The organism is Algoriphagus limi, from assembly GCF_024919275.1.
Lineage (GTDB): Bacteria > Bacteroidota > Bacteroidia > Cytophagales > Cyclobacteriaceae > Algoriphagus > Algoriphagus limi.
In genome coordinates, this window is the sequence record NZ_JANWGH010000004.1 from 66,176 (window position 1) to 89,516 (window position 23,341).

Consider the following 23,341-nt stretch of genomic DNA (forward strand, 5'->3'; position numbering starts at 1 on the left):
TGTTTTTGGGATTTGAAACCCGCATAAATTCTGTATTTTAGCCCCGCAAAATTCATCCTGTCTTTCCATTTTTCTTCGTAGACCTATTTTCAAGCACTTAAGGATAAGGGTCTTGGCTTGGATCCACAGGATTTCTTTCAATTTTCAGTTTTGATAATCATGAGTAATTCGACTCCAAAAATTCTTTACACCCTAACTGATGAGGCGCCTGCCTTAGCCACGTATTCATTTCTACCCATTGTCCAGGCTTTTACAAGTTCTGCAGCTATTGAAGTAGAGACGAGAGACATTTCTTTGTCGGGAAGAATAATTGCCAATTTTCCACAGTATTTAAAGCCTGAACAACAAATTGGAGATGCTTTGGCTGAACTGGGTCAAATAGCAAAAACCCCTGAGGCCAACATTATCAAATTGCCTAATATTTCAGCATCAGTTCCTCAATTGAAGGCAGCTATCAAAGAACTTCAAGGAAAAGGCTATGCCCTTCCAGATTATCCTGAAGAGCCAAAGACGGAGGAAGAAAAAGCAATTAAGGCTACTTACGATAAAATCAAAGGATCCGCGGTGAACCCGGTTTTGAGAGAAGGTAACTCCGATCGGAGAGCTCCACAGGCTGTAAAAGCTTACGCTAAAAAGCATCCTCATAGTATGGGAGCTTGGAGTCCTGAATCCAAAACGCAAGTGGCGAGTATGTCCTCCGGGGATTTTTACGGAAGCGAACAATCCTGTACCCTTCCACAGGAGGATGAGGTAAGCATTGTTTTGGAAGGAAAAGATGGAAGTAAAAAAGTATTGAAGGAAGGGTTGAAATTACAAAAAGGTGAGATCATCGATGCCTCCACCATGAGTATTTCTGCCTTGAGTGAGTTCTTCCAAAAAGCCATAGCTGAAGCCAAAAAGGATGGAGTATTATTCTCTATTCACATGAAGGCTACCATGATGAAGGTGTCTGATCCTATCATTTTTGGCCATGCAGTAAAAGCATTCTTCAAGCCTGTTTTCGATAAATATCAGCAGGAATTGGAAAGTGTAGGCGCTGATCCAAACAATGGTTTCGGGGATGTGTTATCTGCGATTGATAAACTTGACGATTCGACTAAAGCTGCTATTCAACAAGATATAGAGGCTTGCTTCACTGATCGCCCGGATTTAGCCATGGTGAATTCAGATAAGGGAATCACCAACCTGCATGTTCCTTCTGATGTGATTATTGATGCATCTATGCCAGCAATGATCAGAAGTTCAGGTAAAATGTGGAATAAAGCCGGCAAGCTGCAGGATACCTTAGCTGTAATTCCGGATCGAAGCTATGCGGGTGTTTATCAAGCAACCATTGATTTCTGTAAGAAACATGGTGCATTTGATCCTGCTACCATGGGATCAGTACCAAATGTCGGTTTGATGGCTCAAAAAGCGGAGGAATATGGGTCTCATGATAAAACCTTTGAAATTCCTTTTGCTGGTACTGTTAAAGTAGTGGACAAGGCAGGTGAGGTATTGATGTCACATGAAGTGGGGCAGGGGGATATTTGGAGAATGTGCCAGACTAAAGACGCTCCAGTTCAGGATTGGGTGAAATTGGCTGTTACCCGTGCTAAGCAATCTCAAACTCCGGCTGTATTCTGGTTGGATCCTGAACGGGCTCACGATGCTGAGTTGATTAAAAAGGTAAATGAATACTTGCCTCAACATGGTTTAGAAGGTGTTGAAATTCATGTTATGGATCCTGTCGAGGCGACCAATTTTTCTTTGGCTAGAATAAAAGAAGGATTGGATACCATCTCGGTTACAGGGAATGTCCTTCGTGACTACTTAACTGACCTTTTCCCGATTTTAGAATTAGGAACTAGTGCCAAAATGCTTTCTATCGTTCCTTTGATGAATGGTGGAGGTCTTTTTGAAACCGGTGCCGGAGGTTCTGCTCCAAAGCATGTGGAGCAATTTGTGACGGAAGGACATTTGAGATGGGATTCTTTAGGAGAGTTTTTGGCATTGGCTGTTTCTTTGGAGCATCTAGGTAGAATGTATGGAAATGAGCGAGCAATGCTACTTGCTGAGACCTTGGATCAGGCTACCGGAAAATGGCTCGAAAATGATAAGTCTCCAGCTCGTGTAGTTGGCAAATTGGATAATCGAGGAAGTCATTTTTACTTGGCGCTATATTGGGCTGAAGCTTTGGCAGCACAGAATAAAAATGCCGAGTTGAAAGAGAAATTTACTCCAGTAGCAGCAGCTTTGGCAAGTCAGGCTGATGCAATTGAAGCTGAGCTAAATGAGGCTCAAGGACACTCCGTTGATATTGGGGGATATTACAGGCCAAATGCTGAAAAAACGGCAAAAGCTATGCGTCCTAGTCATTTGCTAAATGAAATCATCAACAGCATAGCGTAATTGAAATTTATAAGGACAGAAAAAGCTGCGTTTTTCAACGCAGCTTTTTTTATTCTTCATCAAAACTGATTTGATGCTGCCTTAGAAACTCTTTGATGACTTTGACATGAATACATTCTCCCAAATGGATGAATGCATAATCATTGATCTTTTTACTTTTCCCATGGGCTACAATTTCCTTGTCTTCAATATCAAATCCTAGGTGAAGGTGCTTTGTTCGGCTTTGCATTCCAATTATTCTTCCTTCCGAATCAAATAAAGGTCCGCCACTTTGCCCTCTTAATCCAGGAGTACTCATTTCAATCCCGTAGATTTTTCCATTTTGATCACCCAAAAAACGAGTCAGCATTCCTTCAATTGGGAATCTCGGAGATCGAGCAGCTCCCTGCGAGGTCCATTCCAAAAGATTTTTTTCGGGATTGTATTTAAAGTTTGAAAATTCAGGGAACGGAAATCCCAATCGACATAGCATAGCTCCTGGCTGTGCAGATTGATCATCTTTCAAGAATTTGGCTCTTCCTTGAAAATGATGTTTGTTGAAACCCTCGAATTTGATCAAAGCCAAATCATAATTAGGGTGGAGAACAAAACGGATGTTTTTGATTTCATCGACACAATCCACAAATGTGATTCGCATTTCGCAGGCTTTGTCTTGAGACAAGTTGAGGGATTTTGCCAAGATATTCTGCTGCTTTCCACTAAGCCCGGGACTTTGATCGAGGAAAGCCCGATAATTTTTGTTGATGGCATCAGCCTGCATAATCCATTGGGCGACATGACGGCAGGTTAAAGCCCATCCTTCCTCATTGACAAAAAACAAGGTGGCCGAACCCCGCTGTATGCTTTTCCCTCCAAAATTCCTGGATATGGAATGGATAGCTCTGGTGTAACCTGCAACTTCTTGAATAGCTTTTACAAACATGATTTTAATTGTAGTGGATGGTTTAAAATAGCGATTCAGAAGGCAAAAAATCAGTTTTCGGGAAAATTCTTGAAAAAAGTTTTTTTCGAAATCGATTGAAAATTAGCTTCGGCTTGGTTCTGGTTTCTAGACTGCTTTTTCGTTTGGGCTAGCCAAAAAATTGTAATAACTTTAACCAAATTCTAACATTTTGACCGAATAAGGGACAGAAAAAGAAGTTTTTAGAATCAAACCTATACGTTAATCAATAAAATTATGAGCAAAATTAAAGTCGGAATCAACGGATTCGGAAGAATCGGAAGACTTGCCTTTCGCGCAGCCCAAGAACGAAATGATATCGAAGTAGTAGCTATCAATGACCTGATCGATGTGGACTACATCGCTTACATGTTGAAGTATGACTCTACGCACGGTCGTTTCAAAGGAACCGTTGAAGTAGAAGATGGAAAATTGGTAGTCAATGGAAAAGCTATCCGCGTGACTGCTGAGAAAAACCCTGCTGACCTTAAATGGGGTGAGGTAGGAGCTGACTATGTCATCGAATCTACAGGTATATTTTTGACCAAAGAAAAAGCACAAGGTCATATCGATGCTGGAGCGAAAAAAGTAATCATGTCTGCTCCTTCCAAAGATGACACGCCAATGTTTGTAATGGGGGTAAATGAAGAGGCGTATACTCCTGATATGACTTTCGTGTCTAATGCTTCTTGTACTACCAACTGTCTAGCTCCAATTGCAAAGGTTTTGCATGACAATTGGGGTATTGAAGAAGGTCTTATGACTACTGTTCACGCAACTACTGCTACTCAGAAGACAGTAGATGGCCCTTCAGCTAAGGACTGGAGAGGTGGACGTGGTGCTGGACAAAATATCATTCCTTCCTCAACTGGTGCTGCAAAAGCAGTAGGAAAAGTAATTCCTGAATTGAATGGAAAATTGACAGGTATGGCATTCCGAGTTCCGACTCCGGATGTTTCTGTTGTTGATTTGACTGTTCGATTGAAGAATCCAGCTACTTATGAGGAAATCTGTGCAAAAATGAAGGAATATTCAGAAGGGCCTATGAAGGGAGTATTGGGATATACTGAAGATGCAGTAGTTTCCAATGATTTCGTGGGTGATGCTCGTACCTCTATTTTTGATGCGGGAGCAGGAATTCAACTTTCTGATACCTTCGTGAAAGTAGTTTCATGGTATGATAATGAATGGGGGTATTCCAATAAGGTCCTTGACCTATTGGCATACATCGCCAATAAATAATTTTAAGAAGCTCCGGAAACGGAGCTTTTTTATTTCCTTAAATTGAAGGAATCAATGACCCTGAAACAGGGTTAATCATATGTAATGGGTATGTACCTTCCTTTATTCCCTTTGAAGTTGGTTGTTTTCCCGGGAGAGCAACTAAATCTCCATATTTTCGAGCCTCGCTACCGGCAATTATTGGCTGATGTGGAGGAAGGAAAACTCAGTTTCGGCATTTGTACCTATTTGGATAAGTTGACTGGCTTTGGGACAGAGGTGGTTTTGGAAAAGGTATATAAGCGCTATCCAGACGGTAGATTGGATATCAAAACAAGGGGAAAGCGGGCTTTCCGAATTCAGACTTTTGATAATCCCGTGAAGGGAAAATTATATGCAGGGGGAGAAGTTGAATTTTTTGAAAACTCACCTGTTGTCACTGCGGTGCAAAATCATGAATTTCTTTTTTACCTGAAGGAGTTATTATACTTATTCCATTTTTCGGAAGAAATAAATCCAGAACAGACAAGCTCCTTTACCTACGCGCATAAAATCGGGTTGAAAGTGGAGGAGGAACTTGAATTACTACAAATTCCGGAAGAAGGGAAACGAATGGAGTATTTGATCAAGCATTTTAAGAGGATCATTCCAGTGATCAAGAATATTGAGCGTGCCAAGGAGATCATCAAGCTAAATGGTCATTTTAAAAACTTGGATCCCCTAGATTTCTAACAGCTTATTCTAGTATCTTTTGTGCCCTGCTTAGGTTGTCGCTTGCTTGAAGGATTTTGTTCTTTAAAACCGGATTGAAATCTGGTCTTGAATTGAGAAAATCCTGAACCATTTGATCGGCTTCGGGAGAATTGTATTGTCCGAAAGTATTGGAAGCCCAACCTTTCGGAAAGAAAATATCTCCTGTCCGCTGAATCTCTTCCATCAGTTCCAATGCAAGAGGGACAAGTTTAATACTTTCTTTTTGTCTTATTGGATGATGAATGAAGCCACAGGCAGAAAGTACCCAAGACTCTTTTTCCCGATTCTTGGCATCTTTAAAAGACAAAAATAAAGCATCCCGATCTTCCACCTTGCTTGAAAGAGCTGGTCTTAGAAAATCAAATCTTGCCAAACGATCAGAATTAGTAATTCGGGACCTTTCTTGATCTAATATCCCTTCTGATTTTGGATGTCCAAAAAGTGCCAGGTTCATTGCCAGACTGGTGAAATTATCCGGACTCAAATTCAAGTTTTGAATAGCTAGGTCCTTATTCCAGATTTTATAGAGTTTATTTTGTCCTTCTTCAGTAAAAGCAATTCCACTGTAGAGATTATAGAGGGACTTCTTTACGTTTGATTTGAGGTCCTGATTTAACCTTTCCCAAATCAAGGCTTCCATCATTTCTGCTTCCATTATCCTTGATTCCTCGCCCAAAAACGTCCAGAATAGCGTACTTGCCTGTCCAGCTATCAATCGGAGGATGATCTCGTTATTTTCCTGCTGTAATCCTGCCTTGATTACTTCTAGATTTTTTGATGGCTTAACATCTCCATTCAGGGTGTTTTCAAATAGATTAAGAAAAGCACTTGCGCGACTAACTTCATTTTCGATACTTGGAATTCGATCCAGGTAGGCTTCATCTATCGGAAATACCCCATATCCTAATCCGTTGCTGTTATAAAGAATTGCTAAAGGCTTGACCAATCCTTTTGCCTCCTGAATCTCAACTGAACGGCCTTTCATTGATACAGGAATCACTTTATCTCCTTCTTCATAGATCAACGTCACTTCAAAAAGTTGAGGCCAGACTTTATGACTTCCGTCTTCTGCCTGTTGTGAAAGCGAGAGAGATTCGATTTTTCCAGTAACATCCAGTTTCAATTCTTGCGAAAATATTGGCCTACTGGACTGATTCACCCAAACTTCGCTCCAAGCCATTAGGTCTTCAGGAGTTTGCTGATCGAGCAATTGTACTAGGTCATTCCACTCCGCATTTCCATCCGCAAAATTTTTGATATAAGCTTGAATTCCTTTTCTGAACGCTTCTTCTCCCATCAAAGTCTCTAGCTGTCGCATCATGATTGGAGCTTTGTTGTAGATGATTCCACCGTAAAGCGAACCTGCATTCTTGAGGTTTGCCAGCTCCTGACGAATAGGATTGGTGCCTTTGGTCCGGTCTTCGGAATAGGCTCCTGGATATAAAGAGGTAAGGAAAAGTAAATCATGATTGATTTCTGGAAAAGCTGGATTAGCGATTTTCCCAGCCATGAAATTGGCAAAAACCTCTTTCATCCAGACATCATTAAACCACTTCATGGTGACCAAATCCCCAAACCACATGTGGGCAGTTTCATGTCCAATCAACTTTGCTCGACTCAATAACTCCGAATCTGTAGCATTGGGATCTAAAAACAACGAACTTTCTCTATACTGAATTGCTCCAACATGTTCCATGCCTCCATATTGGAAAATCGGAATAGTTGCAAAATCGAGTTTTTGAAATGGGAATTTGTAATCCGTGTATTCTTCCAAAAATGAAACAGATTGCTGGTGAAGCCGGAAAATCTCAGGAATACTGGCCTTTATTTTTTCCTCATTGGTTTCCCTGTAAAGCATATGCAACGGAAACCCTTCTATAGAGCTAGCTTCCTCAAATTTGCCGGCAACAAAGGAAAACAAATAAGTGCTCATCAAGTCCGACTTCGCAAACTCATGAATGTAAAACTCACTATTCTTAGTTTTTTGAACCAAAGGAGCTCCAGCCAAAACTTTCCAGTCTTTGGGAGCGGAGACTTTAAGGGTATAATTAGCTTTTAGATTTGGCTGATCAAAGCAAGGAAAAAGCGTACTGGCTCGATCGGGAACTAGTAAAGTATATAGAAACTCATCGTTCCTATTCAGGGACAAATCACCTGCAATGAATTCAATCTCAATTTGATTTTGTCCTTTCTGGAGGTATTTATTCGAAATTATCAAATGTTCCTGCTCATGAAGGATTTCTGCCGAACTCCCATTCACTTTCAGGATTTTTACTTTCTCTCCAGACTCATTGAAATCCAAAATCAAGGGATGCTGAAGATCTGAAAGGATAAGATCAAGAGTCAGCCTGGAGGGAATCGGTTCTTCTTTCTTTTCAGGAATAGAAAATTCTAATTGGTAATGAATCTGGCTAATCTGCTGGCTTCGGTAATCAGCAAGTTCTTTTGAAATTCCCGGATCATAAAAATGCTCATCAGAAACAGGTTCGGCGCAACTGATCAAAATCAAAGTCAAGCAAAGGATGGGCAGGATGTTTTTCATTCCGAAACCTTGCGAAAAAGTGTTTGAATAACAAGAGGAATTTTTTCAGAATGTAGTCCAAACCTTTAAAAACAAAAAAGCAGGCAGATCGACCTGCTTTATGTGATCCCGCTGGTCCCGATCTTTTTCGGGACGATATCATTTCATTCATCGGGACAGGCTTCTCGCCCCGCTTCTGGTTGACTATTATTTCCTGAAAATAAAAAAGCAGGCCGATTGACCTGCTATTTGTGATCCCGCTGGGGCTCGAACCCAGGACCCTAACATTAAAAGTGTTATGCTCTACCAGCTGAGCTACGGAATCAAACTATCAAATAAAAAGCGGATTGACTCCGCTCATAAAGTGATCCTGTCAGGACTCGAACCTGAAACCTACTGCTTAGAAGGCAGTTGCTCTATCCAGTTGAGCTACAGGACCTGGAAAATAAGTCGGGGTGGCAAGATTCGAACTTGCGACCTCCACATCCCAAATGTGGCGCGATAACCGGGCTACGCTACACCCCGAACTTTTTAACTCCTTAATGTTGGCCTCAGGAATTTTCCTGATTGAATTCCCAATCGTTATTGGGCATTCTTTGTGAACCTGCTGGTCCCGATCTTTTTCGGGACGATATCAACTTGCTTCGCTTCGTTTCATCGGAACAGGCTTCTCGCCCAAACTCCCTTTAAGGTTTTTGTGATCCCGCTGGGGCTCGAACCCAGGACCCTAACATTAAAAGTGTTATGCTCTACCAGCTGAGCTACGGAATCAGATTGTAGAATTTCATCGCTGAAATTCCTTGTGAAAACTTGTCAAATCAAGCTCCCTACCTTGCTTTTTGGTAGATCATTGCCGTAATTGGACTGCAAATTTATGACTCTGGATTTTAAATGCAAAACGACAAGTCAATCTTTCTGGTAAAAGTTTCTTTGTTTTTTATTTTACTTTTGCAAGTCACTTGTAATCAAGTGTTTGCAAATGATCTTATGAAGGCAGATTCTCTGTTTGAGAACAGGAGCTACAAGGAAGCAATGGAGATTTACGTCCCAAATTATCAGAATGGCCTCTTTTCGCCCGCCATGCTTTTAAAAATGGCCTTCATTGCTGAAGGTATGGGAGACAAAGAACAAGCAACGCTTTACCTTGGAAAGTACTACGATCTAAACCCTAATCCTCAGATCATTGAGAAAATAAAAACCCTTACAGGCCAGACTAGTCTCAGCGGTTATGAGGTTAGTGATAAGGATCGTTTTATTCTTTTTTTGGTGGAGTACAAAGAATCAATTCTTTTCGTCCTATCGGGTCTCCTTTTGATTTCTTTGGGAATGACGATTTGGACCAAATGGAAAAAAAATACCTCTACGAATTATTGGCCGGTTGTTACTCTTATAATCGTAATCTTTTTAGTAAATAATTTTTTGGTTGAGCCTAGATCAGGACTGGTGACGCACAGTCCTTCTTATATTGTATCGAAGCCTACTGCAGGAGGGGATTTGTTGGAGCAAATTGAACCGGGGCATCGCTTGAAAATTCGCTCATCGAAGGATATTTGGTATGAAATCGAATGGAAAAATAGAGTAGCTTATATTCGAAAAGACCAGGTTACTAGAATGTAATTTAGTTTTGAAAAGACATAAAAAATCCTTCCTAAAATAAGTTGCAGCTAAGTTCTAGCATTCAACTGATTCAGGAAGGATTTCTATTTTTTAAAGTTCTTTGATTCGGATATTTCTGAAGTGTACTACGTCACCATGATCTTGAAGTGCGATTCTTCCTTTTTTGAATTTTCCAAAGCCAGGCATATCCTTGAATTTGCTATCAGCAATCAAAGCTTCCCACTCTGGGGTCCACATAGTGGTTTTCACCACGTCAACACCATTCAATCGAAGGGTTAGATTTCCGTTATCAGCAATGATTTCGGCTAAGTTCCACTCTCCAACAGGTTTTACAGTCTCTTCGCTGCTCACAATCAAATCATATAAATCCCCAGCTCGATGGCTGATAATCTGGGCATCAGGATGTCCATCATTGTCAAGTACCTGCATTTCTGGGCCAGTTTGCCAGCAGTAATCATATTCAGGTGATTCATTGACAAAGAAGATAATCCCGCTATTTCCATTTGGAGCAATCTTCCACTCAGCTTGGAAGTGGAAATTTTCAAACTCCTGATCAGTTACAATGTCTCCACCGTCACCAGTTTGCCAGCCATCTTTATTGGCAGCATCAAGGTAAAGCTCTCCATTTTCGATTTTCCAGGCATTTCCTACTTCGCCTCCACCGTATTTATGCCATCCGTTGAAGGTTTGTCCATCGAAAAGAGAGATCCACTCGCTTTCTGGTTCGGCAGTAGTTTCCATTTGAACCTCGGTTTCTTCCACTGTTTCAGTTTTTGGGCCTGAACATGCCCCAGCCATCAAGAAGGCAAGGCCTCCAATAACATATCTGAATTTAACCATGGTTTTATTTTTTAAGCAATAATACATAGCGGACCATGTCCTTTGCATCTTCCTCGCTTAGTCCCGGATGGGCAGGCATTGGCACTTCTCCCCAAACACCAACTCCTCCTGCAATTACTTTTGATGCGAGCATCTCAACATTTTCCTCTGTGCTTTCATATTTGGCAGCAACTTCAGCATAAGAAGGACCTACGATTTTTCGCTCAACCATATGACAAGATTGACAATCAGAACCCTTTACTTTTTCGAGTCCCTTTATATAAATGGGATCGTCTTGATATTTTTCCTCCAAGCTTACTTCTTTAGCAGGTGCGGGAGTACTTACGGTTTCTTCGGAGGCTGTTTCAGTAGAAGTGGAACTACCACCTCCACAAGCAAAAGCTACACTTGCTAGTGCCAAAAGTCCGAAGCTAATTTGATTTTTGATTTTCATGTATTTTAAAATTGATAGATAATTAGATTCCTAAGATTTTTTTGTTGAAGGCTTCATCTGCGCCTGTTCCGGCAAAGTCATCAAAAGCTTTTTCGGTTACGCGAATAATGTGAGACTGTATGAATGGAGCGCCTTCTGCTGCTCCCTGTTCTGGATGCTTGATGGCGCACTCCCATTCCAAGACTGCCCAGCCGTCGTAATCGTATTGCGAAAGTTTGCTAAAAATTCCGCCAAAATCAACTTGTCCGTCCCCTAAAGATCTAAATCTTCCGGCGCGGTCTACCCAGCCTTGGAAACCACCATAGACACCTTGTTTTCCTGTTGGATTGAATTCAGCGTCTTTTACGTGGAACATTTTGATTCGCTCATGATAAAAGTCGATAAACTGCAGGTAATCCAAACATTGAAGAACAAAGTGACTTGGATCGTAAAGGATATTGGCTCGCTTGTGGTTGTTTACTTTTTCTAAGAACATTTCAAAAGTAATCCCATCGTGCAAGTCCTCTCCTGGGTGTAGTTCATAGCAAACATCCACTCCATATTTGTCAAATTCATCCAAAATAGGAGTCCATCTTTTCGCTAATTCCGTAAATCCGGTATCCACCAAACCAGCTGGTCTTTGAGGCCAAGGATAAACTGTGTGCCACATCAAAGCACCGGAGAAGGTAGCATGTGCATTTAATCCCAAGTTATGAGAAGCTTTTGCAGCGTATTTCAACTGTTGGGTAGCCCACTCGCTTTTGGCTTTTAGGTCACCTGCCATAGATGCCGGAGCAAATCCATCAAACAGTTCATTGTATGCTGGATGAACAGCAACTAATTGCCCCTGTAAATGGGTGGAAAGCTCTGTGATGACTAATCCAGCTTCTTCAACAGTTCCAGCAATTTCGTCTGCGTAATCTTTGCTTTCTGCAGCTTTTTGAAGATCGATCATTCGGGAATCCCAAGAAGGAATCTGAACACCTTTATAGCCTAAATCAGCCATGTAATTGCAGATGTTTTTCAGGTTGTTGAAAGGCTCTTTATCATCAGCAAACTGAGCCAGAAATATGGCAGGTCCTTTTATAGTTTTCATGGTTTGATTGAATTTTAGGTTTAATAGTTAATTACTTCTCCACAATAAATGGAGTCCATTTGTAATCAGTTTCAGTGCTTTTTAGAACATGGTCAATAAAGGCCATGCCTCTTATGCCATCTTCGATGCCAGGATAATCTTCCCATTCTGGTTTTGGTGTCTCTCCGGCACGCTCAGCATAAATGCAGCGAGCAAAATTGCGGTACAAATTGGCAAATGCCTCTACATATCCTTCAGGGTGGCCAGCTGGTGTCCGGGTGTTTTCCTGAGCAAGAGATCCAAGATACCCCGTACCGGCTCTAAAAATTTGTGCAGGTTGGCCAGGGAAGCGGACGATCAAGGAATTATTGTCTTCCTGCTGCCATTCAATTCCTCCTTTATCTCCAAATACCCGGATTTTCAAATTGTTTTCTAGCCCTGTGTCAGTTTGGGATGCCATTAATACTCCAGAGGCTCCATTATTAAATCTCATGAGCACTACTCCATCATCATCAATTGGACGTCCTTCCACTTTAATATAGAGGTCGGCACAAACTTTCTCTACTTGAAGTCCCGAAACATATTCGGCTAGATGAAAGGCGTGAGTTCCGATATCACCCATACATCCCGCTAATCCATTTCGCTTAGGATCAGTTCTCCACTCTGCTTGCTTGTTGTCCTCCCTTTCTAGTAGCTTGTAAAGCCATCCTTGTGGATATTCCACATAGACTTTATGGATTTTTCCAAGCTGACCTTCTTCGATCATTTGCTTGGCTTGCTTGATCATTGGATATCCACTGTAGGTATGGGTAAGCAAGAATTTTCGATCGCTATTTTTTACGATGTGATACAATTCTTTTGCCTCCTGATAATTTAGGGTCAAAGGCTTGTCTAAAACCACATGGAACCCAGCTCGGATTGCTTTGGCGGTCGGATCAAAATGTACATTGTTTGGGGTAACAATTACTACTACATCGATCCGCTCTGATTCCGGGAGTTGAAGTTCTTTCTCAAACATTTCATCGTAGCTGGAATATACCCGAGAAGGGTCTACCATCAGTTCTTCTCCTCGTTTTTTTGATTTTTCAGGGTTTGATGAAAAAGCTCCCGCAGCAAGTTCGAAAAGTCCGTCCATCAGGGCTCCATTCAAGTGAATTGCACCGATAAATGAACCCGGACCTCCTCCTACGAGACCGATTTTGAGTTTCTTATTTGTCGACATAGGTCTTTAGGTTATTTTGGATTGAAAATAGATGATTCAGTCAAAAAAAGCCATTTTCAAGATTCGTAATTCGATTTTCTTTACCAAGAGTAACATCTGGTTATGAATGGCTTTGCCAAAATAATTTTTGGCCTAATTTCACAAATTCAACTGACTTGCTTAAAATACGGTAAATTCACCGAATTCTAAATTATAAATCTTTTTTATCCGAACCCTTCCTTATGAGTATACTGATTCGCATTCGACTTTCCTTAATGATGTTTTTGGAGTTTTTCGTTTGGGGATCTTGGTATGTGACAATGGGGACTTTTTTGGGTGCAAATTTGGCTGCAAAAGACCAAGAGATTTCTCTGGCATTTTCTACTCAATCAATGGGTGCCATCATTGCGCCTTTTTTGGTTGGACTGATTGCCGATCGATACTTTCATGCCCAGCGAATATTGGGTGTGATTCATTTGGTTGGGGCTGGGTTAATGTATTTCCTATACACTAGCAGCGATTTTTCAGCCTTCTTTCCCGTCCTCCTTGCTTACATGATATTATTTATGCCCACTTTGGCATTGGTGAATTCCATTTCTTTCAACCAAATGAAAGACCCTGCAAAGGAATTTTCTACAGTGAGAGTTTGGGGAACGATAGGCTGGATTGCTGCGGGAATTCTGATAAGTGCATTCGCTTGGGACAGTCAAGATGGATTGGCTAGTGGATTATTGGAAAACACCTGGTTGATGGCAGCAATCATGTCATTGGTATTGGGAGTTTTCAGTTTTACGCTTCCGGCTACTCCTCCTAAAGCCAAGAGTAGCGAAAAAGTCAAACTCTCAGAGTTATTGGGGCTGGATGCGCTGGCCTTACTGAAAAATAAAAACTACGCGATTTTCTTTTTGAGTTCGGTATTGATTTGTATCCCTTTGGCATTCTATTACCAAAATGCGAGTCCGTTTTTAACCGAGATTGGAGTAGAAAACTCCACAGGAAAAATGACTATTGGGCAGATTTCAGAAGTTTTATTCATGCTCGCTTTGCCCATTTTCTTTTCAAGATTTGGAATCAAGAAAACCTTGATTGTGGCTATGCTCGCATGGGCTGTTCGTTATGTGTTTTTCGCCTATGGTGATACCAATGAGGGTGTTTGGCTTTTGTTAGTAGGGATTGCACTTCATGGTATTTGCTATGATTTTTTCTTTGTCAGCGGGCAGATATACACCGATGCGCATGCTGGAGAAAAATTCAAATCCTCCGCTCAAGGACTTATAACTTTGGCCACTTATGGAGTAGGGATGTTGATTGGATTTTGGGCAGCAGGCCAAATTTCCAATAATTTCTTGATCGATGACCGCATGCACGACTGGCAGTCAATTTGGTTGATTCCAGCTGGTATTTCCGTGATCGTTTTACTATTTTTCACATCCTTTTTCAAAAAAGAAGAAATCAAAACCCCAAATAACCCATCATGACCAAACCTATCAACCACGGCCGAAGAGAGTCCTTCAAGAAAGTATTATTAGGAGGCGCTGCTCTTGGAACACTCAGTTCCTTTGATTTTGAAGAAAAGAAAGTTCCTGCTCTGAAAGGGAATATCAATCATGGGGTTTGCCTATGGTCTATGCGTCCGCTTTCCCTCGAGGAACTTTGTATCGGAGCAAAAAAGCTGGGAGTTCAAGGTGTCGATATAGTCGGGCCTGATGCTTATCCTACTTTGCAGAAGTATGGGCTACAATGCTCCATGTCTAATGGAGCTGAAATCTCAATAGCTGATGGCTGGAATGATCCTCAATTTCATGATCAATTGGTCAAAAACTATGAGGAGGTGATTCCAATCGTTGCTAAAAATGGCTATACCAATTTGATTGCTTTTTCTGGTAACCGAAGAGGAATGGATGATGAAACTGGTCTGAAGAATTGTGAAGCAGGTCTGAAACGGATTATGCCCCTAGCTGAAAAACATGGGGTTGTTATTCAAATGGAATTGCTCAACAGCAAAGTGGATCATAAGGATTATATGTGTGATAAGTCCCCTTGGGGAATTGAGCTATGCAAACGAATCGACAGTGAAAATTTCAAATTGCTTTTTGATATCTACCATATGCAGATTGATGAAGGAGATATTATTCGCACGATCAAAAACAATCATCAGTACTTTGGGCATTATCATACTGCTGGAAATCCAGGAAGACATGAATTAGATGATGAACAGGAAATCTATTATCCTGCCATCATGAAAGCGATTGTAGAAACGGGTTACAAAGGCTTCGTTTCACATGAGTTTGTACCAAAACAAGAAGATAAAATTGCTGCCTTGCAACAGGCAATAGAAGTTTGTGATGTTTAAAACTAATTAACCAAAAACCATATTTATGGCAAACGAGAAGTATGACGCGATTGTAGTTGGGTCAGGAATTAGTGGCGGATGGGCTGCTAAAGAGTTGACAGAAAAGGGGCTGAAAGTATTGCTCCTGGAGCGGGGACCAAACGTCGAGCATGTGAAGGATTACAAGACCGCTACGCTCCCACCATGGGAGGTTCCTCATAGAGGGCGAAGAACTCAAGAAATGCTTGAAAACCATCCCAATTTGAGAAGGGATTATGTGTTGAACGAGTTGAATTTGGATTGGTGGGCGCATGAGTCTGATTCACCCTATGTTGAGGAAAAGCCATTCACATGGTTTAGAGGCTATCAGGTAGGAGGTCGTTCGCTTCTTTGGGGAAGACAGTCCTACAGATGGGCTGATGTTGATTTTGAAGCTAACGCGAAAGAGGGGATTGCTGTAGATTGGCCGATTCGATATAAGGACTTAGCACCATGGTATTCCTATGTAGAAAAATTCGCGGGTATTTCTGGAAATAGAGATGGATTGGATATTCTACCTGATGGTGAATTTATGCCTCCTATGCCGATGAACTGTGTTGAAAAAGATGCAGTGGAGCGAATCAAAAAGCATTACAAAGGTGCTAGAAATTGGATCATGGGTAGACCTGCCAATATCACCCAACCACTTCCTGGAAGGGTAGGTTGTCAATATCGAAATAAATGTTCTCTAGGTTGTCCTTTCGGAGGATACTTTAGTACGCAAGCTTCAACCTTGCCTGCTGCTGTAGCAACTGGGAATTTGACACTTCGTCCATGGTCTATCGTAAGAAGATTGATTTATGACAAAGACACCCAAAAAGCTACTGGCGTAGAAGTATTGGATGCTGAAACCAATCAGACCGTCGAATACGATGCGCGAATCATTTTCCTTTGTGCTTCCGCTTTCAACTCCACGGCTATTTTGATGCGTTCTGCGACTGATATCTGGCCTGGAGGTTTGGGTTCAAGTTCTGGTGAATTGGGACATAACGTCATGGACCATCACTTTAGACTTGGCGCAAGAGGAACAATCGAAGGATATGAGGATAAGTATTACTTCGGAAGAAGACCTACAGGTTTGTATATCCCTCGATTCCGAAACCTTAATGGAGAAAAGAGAGATTACTTGCGTGGATTTGGATATCAAGGAGGGGCGAGCCGAAGCGGTTGGAACCGTGATGTAGCTGAGTTGAACTTTGGTGCACCAATGAAAGATGCGCTTACCAAGCCAGGGCCATGGAGCATTGGTTTCACAGCATTCGGTGAAATTCTTCCTTATCATGACAATCATATCCGCTTGAGTGATACGGTGAAAGATAAGTGGGGTATGGAAGCTTTGGTTATGAACGCCGAGATCAAAGAGAATGAGCTCAACATGCGGAAGGATATGATGGCTGATGCAGCCGAAATGTTGGAAGTTGCTGGGTTCAAGGATATTCAGACTTACGATGCTGGATATACCTTCGGTCAAGGTATTCACGAAATGGGTACTGCTAGAATGGGGAGTGATCCAAAAACCTCAGTATTGAATGGTAATAACCAAGTTTGGGATGCGAAGAACGTGTTTGTTACTGATGGAGCTTGTATGACATCCGCAGCAGCACAAAATCCATCTTTAACCTACATGGCTTTGACTGCTCGAGCTGCGAGTTTCGCTGTGGAGGAAATGAAAAAACAAAATCTCTAACTGTTGAAAAAAGAAACCATGAATATGAATAGAAGAGAAGCACTCAAAAGTGTGGTGCTTATGATGGGTGGAACTATGGTCGGAGCGACAGCTATTCTGACTGGGTGTGCCCCTGAAAATCAAATTGAAGGTCTCAATTTCAGCCCTGATGATATTGCTTTCTTGGATGAATTGGGAGATACGATCATACCTGAAACGGATACGCCTGGAGCAAAAGCTGCTGGAATTGGTGCCTTTATGGTCATGATGGTAAAAGATACCTATGATGAAGCCCAGCAAAAGGCTTTTGTCGATGGTTTGAATATGATTCGCAAAGATTTTAAAGCATCAAAAGGAGCGGACTTTATGGGAGCTAGTGCTGAGGATAGATTAGCTTATCTCAATGAATTGTATGAGCAATATAAATCTTCTCCTCAACGGGAGCCTCAGGTAATCAATATGCTTCGTGACTTGACTGTTTTGGGATACTTTACTTCTGAAATTGGCGCAACCCAAGCTTTGAATTATGTGGAAGTTCCGGGAAGATATGATGGATGTATTGACCTGAAACCTGGAGATAAGGCATATGCCATTTAAACTGATTTGATATTTACAAAAACACCTCTCATCTCGAGAGGTGTTTTTTTTGTAATTTATCCGAGCCAAACTTCTCGTAATGCTGTGGCTTTAGAAGCGTGGATGTGATAAGTTGGGAAAAAACGTTTTTCAGATTTTTTGATCTTGAAATGGTGATTTTCTCCGTTGAGCCGATGGATTTCAAGGCTCCCATCCTTATTAACTGATTTCACTTTATCGCCAAGTATTAAAACTTGATAAGCAAAGCTATCAGGATGGATTTTTTTGATCTCGGAATCTTTGACAATAACACCTAAGGTATTTCGTAGAAAATCATCTTCAAATTTCTCCTCTAGGTTGAGTCCCAAAGAGGGTAGTTTTTCGATTAGATAGGGGATGATGGAATTTTTTCCTGCGATATAGGTGGTGTAAAAATCTCTTTCTTCTGAAATAGTTGGTAATTCCTGGGCTACTAAATTCCAAAAAGTGTGTTCTTGGTATCCCCGGTTATTTTTTCCAAAACGAATCCAAGCTTTTTGCATAACTGCTGCCAAAGAGGATCCATTTGCTAGAAGCATCAAGTCAATGCCTAGAGCAATCAAAGCACCATTGGCATAAATGTTTTGTTTCCGATCTGGAGCACTTGCGTGATACCCATCTACCCAAGTGTCAAATGAGGATTCCAAAATGCTGGAATTTCTCCATCCAAAATCCTCTGAAACTCGCTGTATTGTGCTTTGAATCTTTTTTGCATAGTCTTGGGTCGAAATAACCCCGGATTTCAGAAGGTATAAATCCCCCATATAAGAGGTAATTCCCTCCAAAATCCATCCAGCTGTAGTATAATTTTCGGAGGAAAAATCATAGGGGAGTAGGTCTTTTGGCCTGATTCGGCAAACATTCCAAGCGTGGTAAAGTTCATGGCTGGAAACTCCTAACAATTCTATGAAATGCTTTTTCTGTTGGAGCTTTTCAGCAGGTCCGTATGTGATGACGGTTCCTCTTCGATGCTCAACACCGTGATAGTGCTGATAAGAAAGAAGCTGGAAGATAAAATGATATTCATTCTCAGGAAATACACCAAAATCTTTGATCTGAGAGATGGCAATCTTTTTCAAAGCATCCAGGAATTCTTGCTTTTCAAAATGGATGGCGCCATGAATCCAGCAATGAAAAGTGTATTCTTCGACAGAAAACTTCCAATGAGTTATTTCTTTGCATGCTAAAATGGTTGAATCTGCAACTTCCTGAAAATTCCTTACTGAATATGTTCTATCCATTCTTTCTGGCAGGGTACAAACTCGAATAGGATAGGGGAGTTTGAACTGGAATTCATAAGGGTAAATTCTAGTCCCCGAAATCTCCATGCAGCAATTCACTAGGTTTAGATAGACCTGTTGATCGTCTACCCAAGCAGAACCCGCATCCATGGTTCCAGCAAAAAACTCATAATGAACTTTGTAGATTCCTGATTTTTCAACCTCAATTACCCAGAGTGATTTGTTTTTTTTGAAAAATGGCACTGATTCATTCTCAAATCGAACGGAAAAATTCCGAACAAACTGAGCATAATTTGAGGGAAAATATCGGCCTGCTCGCCAGATAGGTAACTGAAGCTTAACTTTTCCCGGATAAGAAACAGGGATTTTAATCTGAATTTGTAGATATTGCGAAGCGGGATTTTTACAGGAGATTTGGTATTGAAACATCAAATAGTCAGCTAGTTTCAAACAATTATTTCACTACTTTTTGTAATTCGGATTTGGCTGCATATCTTTGCAGTCCTTTTTGGAGGGTAAGTCCAGAAAGACCCAATAGAAAGCAATAATATAAAGATATTCGATCATGAAAAGAACATTTCAGCCTTCCAGAAGAAAAAGAAAGAACAAGCACGGCTTCAGAGAAAGAATGTCTACTGCCAATGGTAGAAGAGTATTGAAGGCCAGAAGAGCTAAAGGAAGAAAGAAATTGACCGTTTCTTCCGAAAAAACTCTGAAGAAATAATTCTTGTCCAGAATTCGTATGTTGCATGTGATTTGATTCCTTGCAATGAATTTCAGACTTCCGAAAACTGAAAGGCTTCACAGCCAAAAATCTATCAAGGAACTTTTTGACAAAGGTTCCTCTTTTTTTTTATACCCTTTCAAGGTCTTATACCTAGTAAAAGATCTTGAAGAGCATTCTTCTGCTCCGAATCAAATCTTGTTTTCTGTTTCTAAAAGGAAGATCAAAAAAGCAACTGGAAGGAATTTGATGAAGCGAAGAATGCGGGAAGCTTACCGGATTAACAAACATTTGCTTTCAAACTCTTCAAGACAATTATTTATTGGTTTACTTTATGTCTCTTCCGAGGCTATGGATTTTAAGTCCTTGGAAGAAAAGACCAAAAAAGTTCTTGAGAGAATTTATTCAGAAGTAAAAAATCAGCCACATGAATAAAATAAATAAGTCGCGTTGGATTCCAGTTTTGGCAGTAGCCTTTCTTTTGACTGCCACGGTAGCTTTTTCAGTTAAAAATGACCGGCTTTTCGAAATCGCCAAGAACATAGACATATTTGCGACACTCGTAAGAGAATTGGACTCATATTATGTGGATGAAATTGATCCAGATAGATTGGTGGGGGTTGGAATTCAGGCGATGCTAGAAGAATTGGATCCATACACCGAGTATATTCCAGAAGAAGAATCTGATGAATTCAGATTGATGACCACCGGAGAATATGGTGGAATCGGAGCTTTGATTGGCTCAAGAGGAGAGGGGAGCATGATTTTGATGCCTTATACTGGTTTCCCCGCTCAAAATGCAGGACTTAAAATCGCCGATAAAATTTTGATGGTTGATACCACTGACGTGGTGGGTAAAAACACATCTCAAGTTTCTGAATTATTGAAGGGGCCAGAAAATACGCCTGTTAAGGTAAAAGTGCTTCGAGATAAGGATACTTTGAGTTTTGAATTAGTCCGGAAGAAAATTTCTCTCAAGAATGTGCCATACTATGGAAAACTTGATGAAAAAACCGGCTATATCAAGCTTTCTGATTTTACCACTAATGCGTCTTCGGAAGTTCGAAATGCCTTGGTGGATCTTAAATCACAAGGAATCGATAAACTGGTTTTAGATCTTCGTGATAATCCAGGCGGATTGCTTTCTGAGGCGGTAGAGATTGTAAACCTCTTTATTCCAAAGGGAAAAGAGGTTGTCAAAACCATCGGAAAAATTGAAAATGTAAATCATACTTATAAGACAACCAAGACTCCAGTGGATAAAAATATCCCATTGGTTGTTTTGATAAATGAACGTAGTGCCTCTGCTTCCGAGATTGTCGCTGGAGCTTTGCAAGACTATGATCGGGCAGTGCTAGTAGGCAGGAAGTCTTTTGGGAAAGGATTGGTTCAGACTACCATTCCACTGACTTACAATGCACAGATGAAAGTGACTACTGCCAAATATTACATTCCGAGTGGAAGATGTATTCAGGCTATTGATTATGCAGTAAGTAGAGAAGAGGGAGAGATTTATTCAGTACCTGACTCTTTGCGCAAGGAATTTAAAACCCAAAATGGTAGAACTGTTTTGGATGGGGCGGGAATTGAGCCTGATGAGACTATCCCTGCTCCTAAGTATGCTCCAATTACTTACAGTTTGGTAGCAGGTAACCATGTGTTTGACTATGCAACCCAGTTTTTCTATCAACATGAGGATATTGGGGAAATCGAAAAGTTTGAGTTAGCAGATTCAGAGTATGAAAAGTTTGTTACTTGGTTGTCAGATAGAGATTATGATTACACCACTTATTTAGAAAAGTCGGTGGAGGATATGAAAAAATTGGCAGAGCTGACTCCTTATTATGATGAGATTAAAGAGCAGGTAGAAGCCCTTGAGTCCAGAATCATGCATAGCAAGGAGCAAGACCTGATTAATTATAAGGAGGAGATTGAAAAAGTCCTTCGAGAAGAAATTGTGTCAAGATATTATTTCCAAGAAGGAATGATTCAGGCGGGTCTTCAAAAAGATGCAGTTGTTGAAAAAGCAAAAGAGCTTTTGATCGAACCGAAAAATATCCAGTTAATCCTAACGGCTAAGTCTGAATAATGTCCTTGATCCTTTCATTGGAAACAAGTACCGATATCTGTTCGGTAGCTTTACATAAAGAAGGGGTTTTGCTTTCCGAGAAAACCATCCGTGAGGAAGGTGCGCATTCAAGGTTGCTTCCAGAACTTATGGATCAAGTTATGATGAAAGGTGGGTTCGAGTTGAAGCATTTAGATGCCGTCGCTGTTTCAGGAGGTCCCGGTTCTTACACAGGTTTGAGAATTGGAGTCTCTACTGCCAAAGGACTAGCTTTTGCTTTGGGAATTCCGTTGATTTCTGTGGATACACTGCAAGCTATGGCAGTTCAGGCTTGGAGACAGAACCCTAAAGCTATCGTCGTTTCTATGTTGGATGCTAGACGTATGGAGGTTTTTCGAGAGATTTTTGGTCCATCCGGAGAAGTATTGGAGCCCATTGCTGCAGAAATCCTAGATGAGAATTCCTTTTCATCTTGGTTAAGCAAATCAGAACTGTATTTCGTAGGAAATGCTAATCAAAAAGCCAAAGAGGTGATTACGAGTTCGCGAGCTATCTTTTTGGATGTATTTCCAAATTCAAGTTCGGTAGGAGAAATTGCCTGGAGAAAATTTCAAAACGAGGATTTTGAAGATGTGGCCTATTTTACTCCGAATTATTTGAAGGAGTTTCGGGTTTTGAAGAGTAAGAAAAATCCTTTTGCAGTATGAGTGAGATTATTAATAGAGTAGCACAGAGTTCGCTGCTTTCCTTAAACCTTGAAGAAATCTATCCAAAAGAGGAGCGTGTGCTATTTGATTTACAAGATTTTTTATTTCAGGGATTGGTGTTAAGGGAGAAAGATTTTAGGCAATCCTTGAAAGGGCATGATTGGGAAAATTATCGGGGAAAGTGGGTAGCTATTTCTTGTAGTGTAGATGCTATCATACCTACTTGGGCTTACATGTTGGTTGCTACCTATCTTCAGCCTGTGGCTTTAGGTTTTGTCGTAGGGAATTTGGAAAGTTTGGAACAGTCTATCGTGGATCGATTGGTTGATTCCTTGGAGGAAGAAAAATTTCAAAATAGGCCAGTTGTGGTAAAAGGATGCAGCTCTGTTGAAATTCCACTTTATGCCTATGGAAAGCTTGTGCAAAAGCTTCAGCCAGTTGTCAAATCCTTAATGTTTGGTGAGCCGTGCAGTACAGTTCCACTTTATAAAAAGCCAAAGAGCTGATAATTAATAAGAAGAGATTTTTTTAAAAATTATTTCAATTTTTTGCGCCTTTGAGTCTTGTGTTTTCTCTAGATCTAGACTATGTTTGCACTCCCATTTGAGAAAAAGTCTCAGCGAGGGAAAGTTTGAAAAGTTTTTTGAAAAAAATCTGCAAATTTTGAATTCGATGTTTTGCTAGTAAAAAATATTCATCGATATTTGCAGTCGCTTTTGGGAAGGGTACTTCTCACTACCTCTTGAAAATGTCAAGAGAAATGTTCTTTGAAGTGTTGTAAGGCAAATAACCTGAGATCTAGACAGGCCGATTTTTATCTCTTATAAAAGAGTTTAATCGGAAATTTATAGTCAATATACAATGGAGAGTTTGATCCTGGCTCAGGATGAACGCTAGCGGCAGGCCTAATACATGCAAGTCGAACGGTAGACGATCTTTCGGGATTGTTGAGAGTGGCGCACGGGTGCGTAACACGTA

Annotated in this window: 20 protein-coding genes, 4 tRNA genes and 1 rRNA gene; 14 read left to right on the plus strand and 11 right to left on the minus strand. The window is 40.8% G+C overall.

Going from position 1 to position 23,341, the window contains the following annotated elements; all coding sequences use genetic code 11:
• Window positions 1–159 precede the first annotated feature (159 nt).
• Window positions 160–2,391, plus strand: a complete 2,232-nt coding sequence (locus NY014_RS16190) for an NADP-dependent isocitrate dehydrogenase (RefSeq protein WP_259415586.1) — start codon at window positions 160–162, stop codon at window positions 2,389–2,391.
• Between the two features lie 49 nt (window positions 2,392–2,440).
• Here the strand turns inward: NY014_RS16190 and NY014_RS16195 are convergent, their stop codons facing one another.
• Window positions 2,441–3,313: a S1 family peptidase gene (locus tag NY014_RS16195; protein ID WP_259415587.1), complete on the minus strand. Its 873-nt coding sequence runs from the start codon at window positions 3,311–3,313 to the stop codon at window positions 2,441–2,443.
• A 255-nt stretch (window positions 3,314–3,568) separates the two neighbouring features.
• Between NY014_RS16195 and gap the strand changes: the two genes are divergently transcribed.
• Together gap and NY014_RS16205 are read left to right on the plus strand one after the other, a co-directional pair.
• Window positions 3,569–4,573 carry a type I glyceraldehyde-3-phosphate dehydrogenase gene (gap, locus tag NY014_RS16200; RefSeq protein WP_259415588.1) on the plus strand — a complete coding sequence of 335 codons (1,005 nt, stop codon included), beginning with the start codon at window positions 3,569–3,571 and terminating at the stop codon, window positions 4,571–4,573.
• Between the two features lie 90 nt (window positions 4,574–4,663).
• Window positions 4,664–5,284: an LON peptidase substrate-binding domain-containing protein gene (locus NY014_RS16205; protein ID WP_354003194.1), complete on the plus strand. Its 621-nt coding sequence runs from the start codon at window positions 4,664–4,666 to the stop codon at window positions 5,282–5,284.
• A 4-nt stretch (window positions 5,285–5,288) separates the two neighbouring features.
• On the opposite strand, the gene NY014_RS16210 is transcribed toward NY014_RS16205, so the two are convergent.
• The 5 genes from NY014_RS16210 to NY014_RS16230 all read right to left on the minus strand — a co-directional run bounded on the left by NY014_RS16210 (window position 5,289) and on the right by NY014_RS16230 (window position 8,597).
• Window positions 5,289–7,847 (minus strand): M1 family metallopeptidase, encoded by a 2,559-nt coding sequence (locus tag NY014_RS16210; protein ID WP_259415590.1) that lies wholly within the window; start codon window positions 7,845–7,847, stop codon window positions 5,289–5,291.
• A gap of 231 nt (window positions 7,848–8,078) precedes the next feature.
• Window positions 8,079–8,151: transfer RNA gene (locus NY014_RS16215), tRNA-Lys, on the minus strand.
• Between the two features lie 40 nt (window positions 8,152–8,191).
• Window positions 8,192–8,265 (minus strand) — tRNA-Arg (locus tag NY014_RS16220).
• A gap of 11 nt (window positions 8,266–8,276) precedes the next feature.
• Window positions 8,277–8,351 (minus strand) — tRNA-Pro (locus NY014_RS16225).
• 173 nt (window positions 8,352–8,524) lie between these two features.
• A tRNA-Lys gene (locus NY014_RS16230) sits at window positions 8,525–8,597 on the minus strand.
• 216 nt (window positions 8,598–8,813) lie between these two features.
• Here NY014_RS16230 and NY014_RS16235 point away from each other — a divergent pair.
• Window positions 8,814–9,443, plus strand: a complete 630-nt coding sequence (locus NY014_RS16235) for a tetratricopeptide repeat protein (protein WP_259415591.1) — start codon at window positions 8,814–8,816, stop codon at window positions 9,441–9,443.
• Window positions 9,444–9,533: 90 nt separating this feature from the next.
• Here NY014_RS16235 and NY014_RS16240 read toward each other — a convergent pair whose 3' ends face one another.
• The 4 genes from NY014_RS16240 to NY014_RS16255 are packed head-to-tail and all read right to left on the minus strand — an operon-like array spanning window position 9,534 to window position 12,992.
• Entirely contained in the window at window positions 9,534–10,283 is a 750-nt protein-coding gene (locus NY014_RS16240; protein WP_259415592.1) for a 3-keto-disaccharide hydrolase, read from the minus strand.
• 4 nt (window positions 10,284–10,287) lie between these two features.
• Complete coding sequence (locus tag NY014_RS16245; RefSeq protein WP_259415593.1) at window positions 10,288–10,716, minus strand: c-type cytochrome; 429 nt, start codon at window positions 10,714–10,716, stop codon at window positions 10,288–10,290.
• 22 nt (window positions 10,717–10,738) lie between these two features.
• Window positions 10,739–11,791 (minus strand): sugar phosphate isomerase/epimerase family protein, encoded by a 1,053-nt coding sequence (locus NY014_RS16250; RefSeq protein ID WP_259415594.1) that lies wholly within the window; start codon window positions 11,789–11,791, stop codon window positions 10,739–10,741.
• 31 nt (window positions 11,792–11,822) lie between these two features.
• Entirely contained in the window at window positions 11,823–12,992 is a 1,170-nt protein-coding gene (locus tag NY014_RS16255; RefSeq protein ID WP_259415595.1) for a Gfo/Idh/MocA family protein, read from the minus strand.
• Between the two features lie 221 nt (window positions 12,993–13,213).
• On the opposite strand from NY014_RS16255, the gene NY014_RS16260 reads away from it, so the two are divergent.
• The 4 genes from NY014_RS16260 to NY014_RS16275 are packed head-to-tail and all read left to right on the plus strand — an operon-like array spanning window position 13,214 to window position 17,605.
• Window positions 13,214–14,449: a nucleoside permease gene (locus NY014_RS16260; protein ID WP_259415596.1), complete on the plus strand. Its 1,236-nt coding sequence runs from the start codon at window positions 13,214–13,216 to the stop codon at window positions 14,447–14,449.
• Complete coding sequence (locus NY014_RS16265) at window positions 14,446–15,324, plus strand: hydroxypyruvate isomerase family protein (RefSeq protein ID WP_259415597.1); 879 nt, start codon at window positions 14,446–14,448, stop codon at window positions 15,322–15,324. The genes NY014_RS16260 and NY014_RS16265 overlap by 4 nt, the downstream gene beginning before the upstream one ends.
• A gap of 25 nt (window positions 15,325–15,349) precedes the next feature.
• Window positions 15,350–17,029: a GMC oxidoreductase gene (locus NY014_RS16270; protein ID WP_259415598.1), complete on the plus strand. Its 1,680-nt coding sequence runs from the start codon at window positions 15,350–15,352 to the stop codon at window positions 17,027–17,029.
• Window positions 17,030–17,047: 18 nt separating this feature from the next.
• The gene (locus tag NY014_RS16275) at window positions 17,048–17,605 is read left to right on the plus strand and encodes a gluconate 2-dehydrogenase subunit 3 family protein (RefSeq protein ID WP_259415605.1); all 558 of its coding nucleotides are present in this window, start codon (window positions 17,048–17,050) and stop codon (window positions 17,603–17,605) included.
• A 56-nt stretch (window positions 17,606–17,661) separates the two neighbouring features.
• On the opposite strand, the gene NY014_RS16280 is transcribed toward NY014_RS16275, so the two are convergent.
• Window positions 17,662–19,293: a M61 family metallopeptidase gene (locus tag NY014_RS16280; RefSeq protein ID WP_259415599.1), complete on the minus strand. Its 1,632-nt coding sequence runs from the start codon at window positions 19,291–19,293 to the stop codon at window positions 17,662–17,664.
• Between the two features lie 136 nt (window positions 19,294–19,429).
• Between NY014_RS16280 and rpmH the strand changes: the two genes are divergently transcribed.
• From rpmH to NY014_RS16310, 6 genes are all read left to right on the plus strand, one after another.
• Window positions 19,430–19,588, plus strand: coding sequence for a 50S ribosomal protein L34 (rpmH, locus tag NY014_RS16285; protein ID WP_135077053.1), 159 nt, complete (start codon window positions 19,430–19,432; stop codon window positions 19,586–19,588).
• 45 nt (window positions 19,589–19,633) lie between these two features.
• Window positions 19,634–20,023 carry a ribonuclease P protein component gene (gene rnpA / locus NY014_RS16290; protein WP_259415600.1) on the plus strand — a complete coding sequence of 130 codons (390 nt, stop codon included), beginning with the start codon at window positions 19,634–19,636 and terminating at the stop codon, window positions 20,021–20,023.
• A complete protein-coding gene (locus NY014_RS16295) occupies window positions 20,016–21,677 on the plus strand; it encodes a S41 family peptidase (RefSeq protein WP_259415601.1) in 1,662 nt (553 codons plus the stop codon). The genes rnpA and NY014_RS16295 overlap by 8 nt, the downstream gene beginning before the upstream one ends.
• The gene (gene tsaB / locus NY014_RS16300; RefSeq protein ID WP_259415602.1) at window positions 21,677–22,363 is read left to right on the plus strand and encodes a tRNA (adenosine(37)-N6)-threonylcarbamoyltransferase complex dimerization subunit type 1 TsaB; all 687 of its coding nucleotides are present in this window, start codon (window positions 21,677–21,679) and stop codon (window positions 22,361–22,363) included. The genes NY014_RS16295 and tsaB overlap by 1 nt, the downstream gene beginning before the upstream one ends.
• Window positions 22,360–22,869, plus strand: a complete 510-nt coding sequence (locus NY014_RS16305; protein ID WP_259415603.1) for a DUF2480 family protein — start codon at window positions 22,360–22,362, stop codon at window positions 22,867–22,869. The genes tsaB and NY014_RS16305 overlap by 4 nt, the downstream gene beginning before the upstream one ends.
• Window positions 22,870–23,221: 352 nt before the next feature.
• Window positions 23,222–23,341, plus strand: a 16S ribosomal RNA gene (locus NY014_RS16310); the annotation flags it as partial.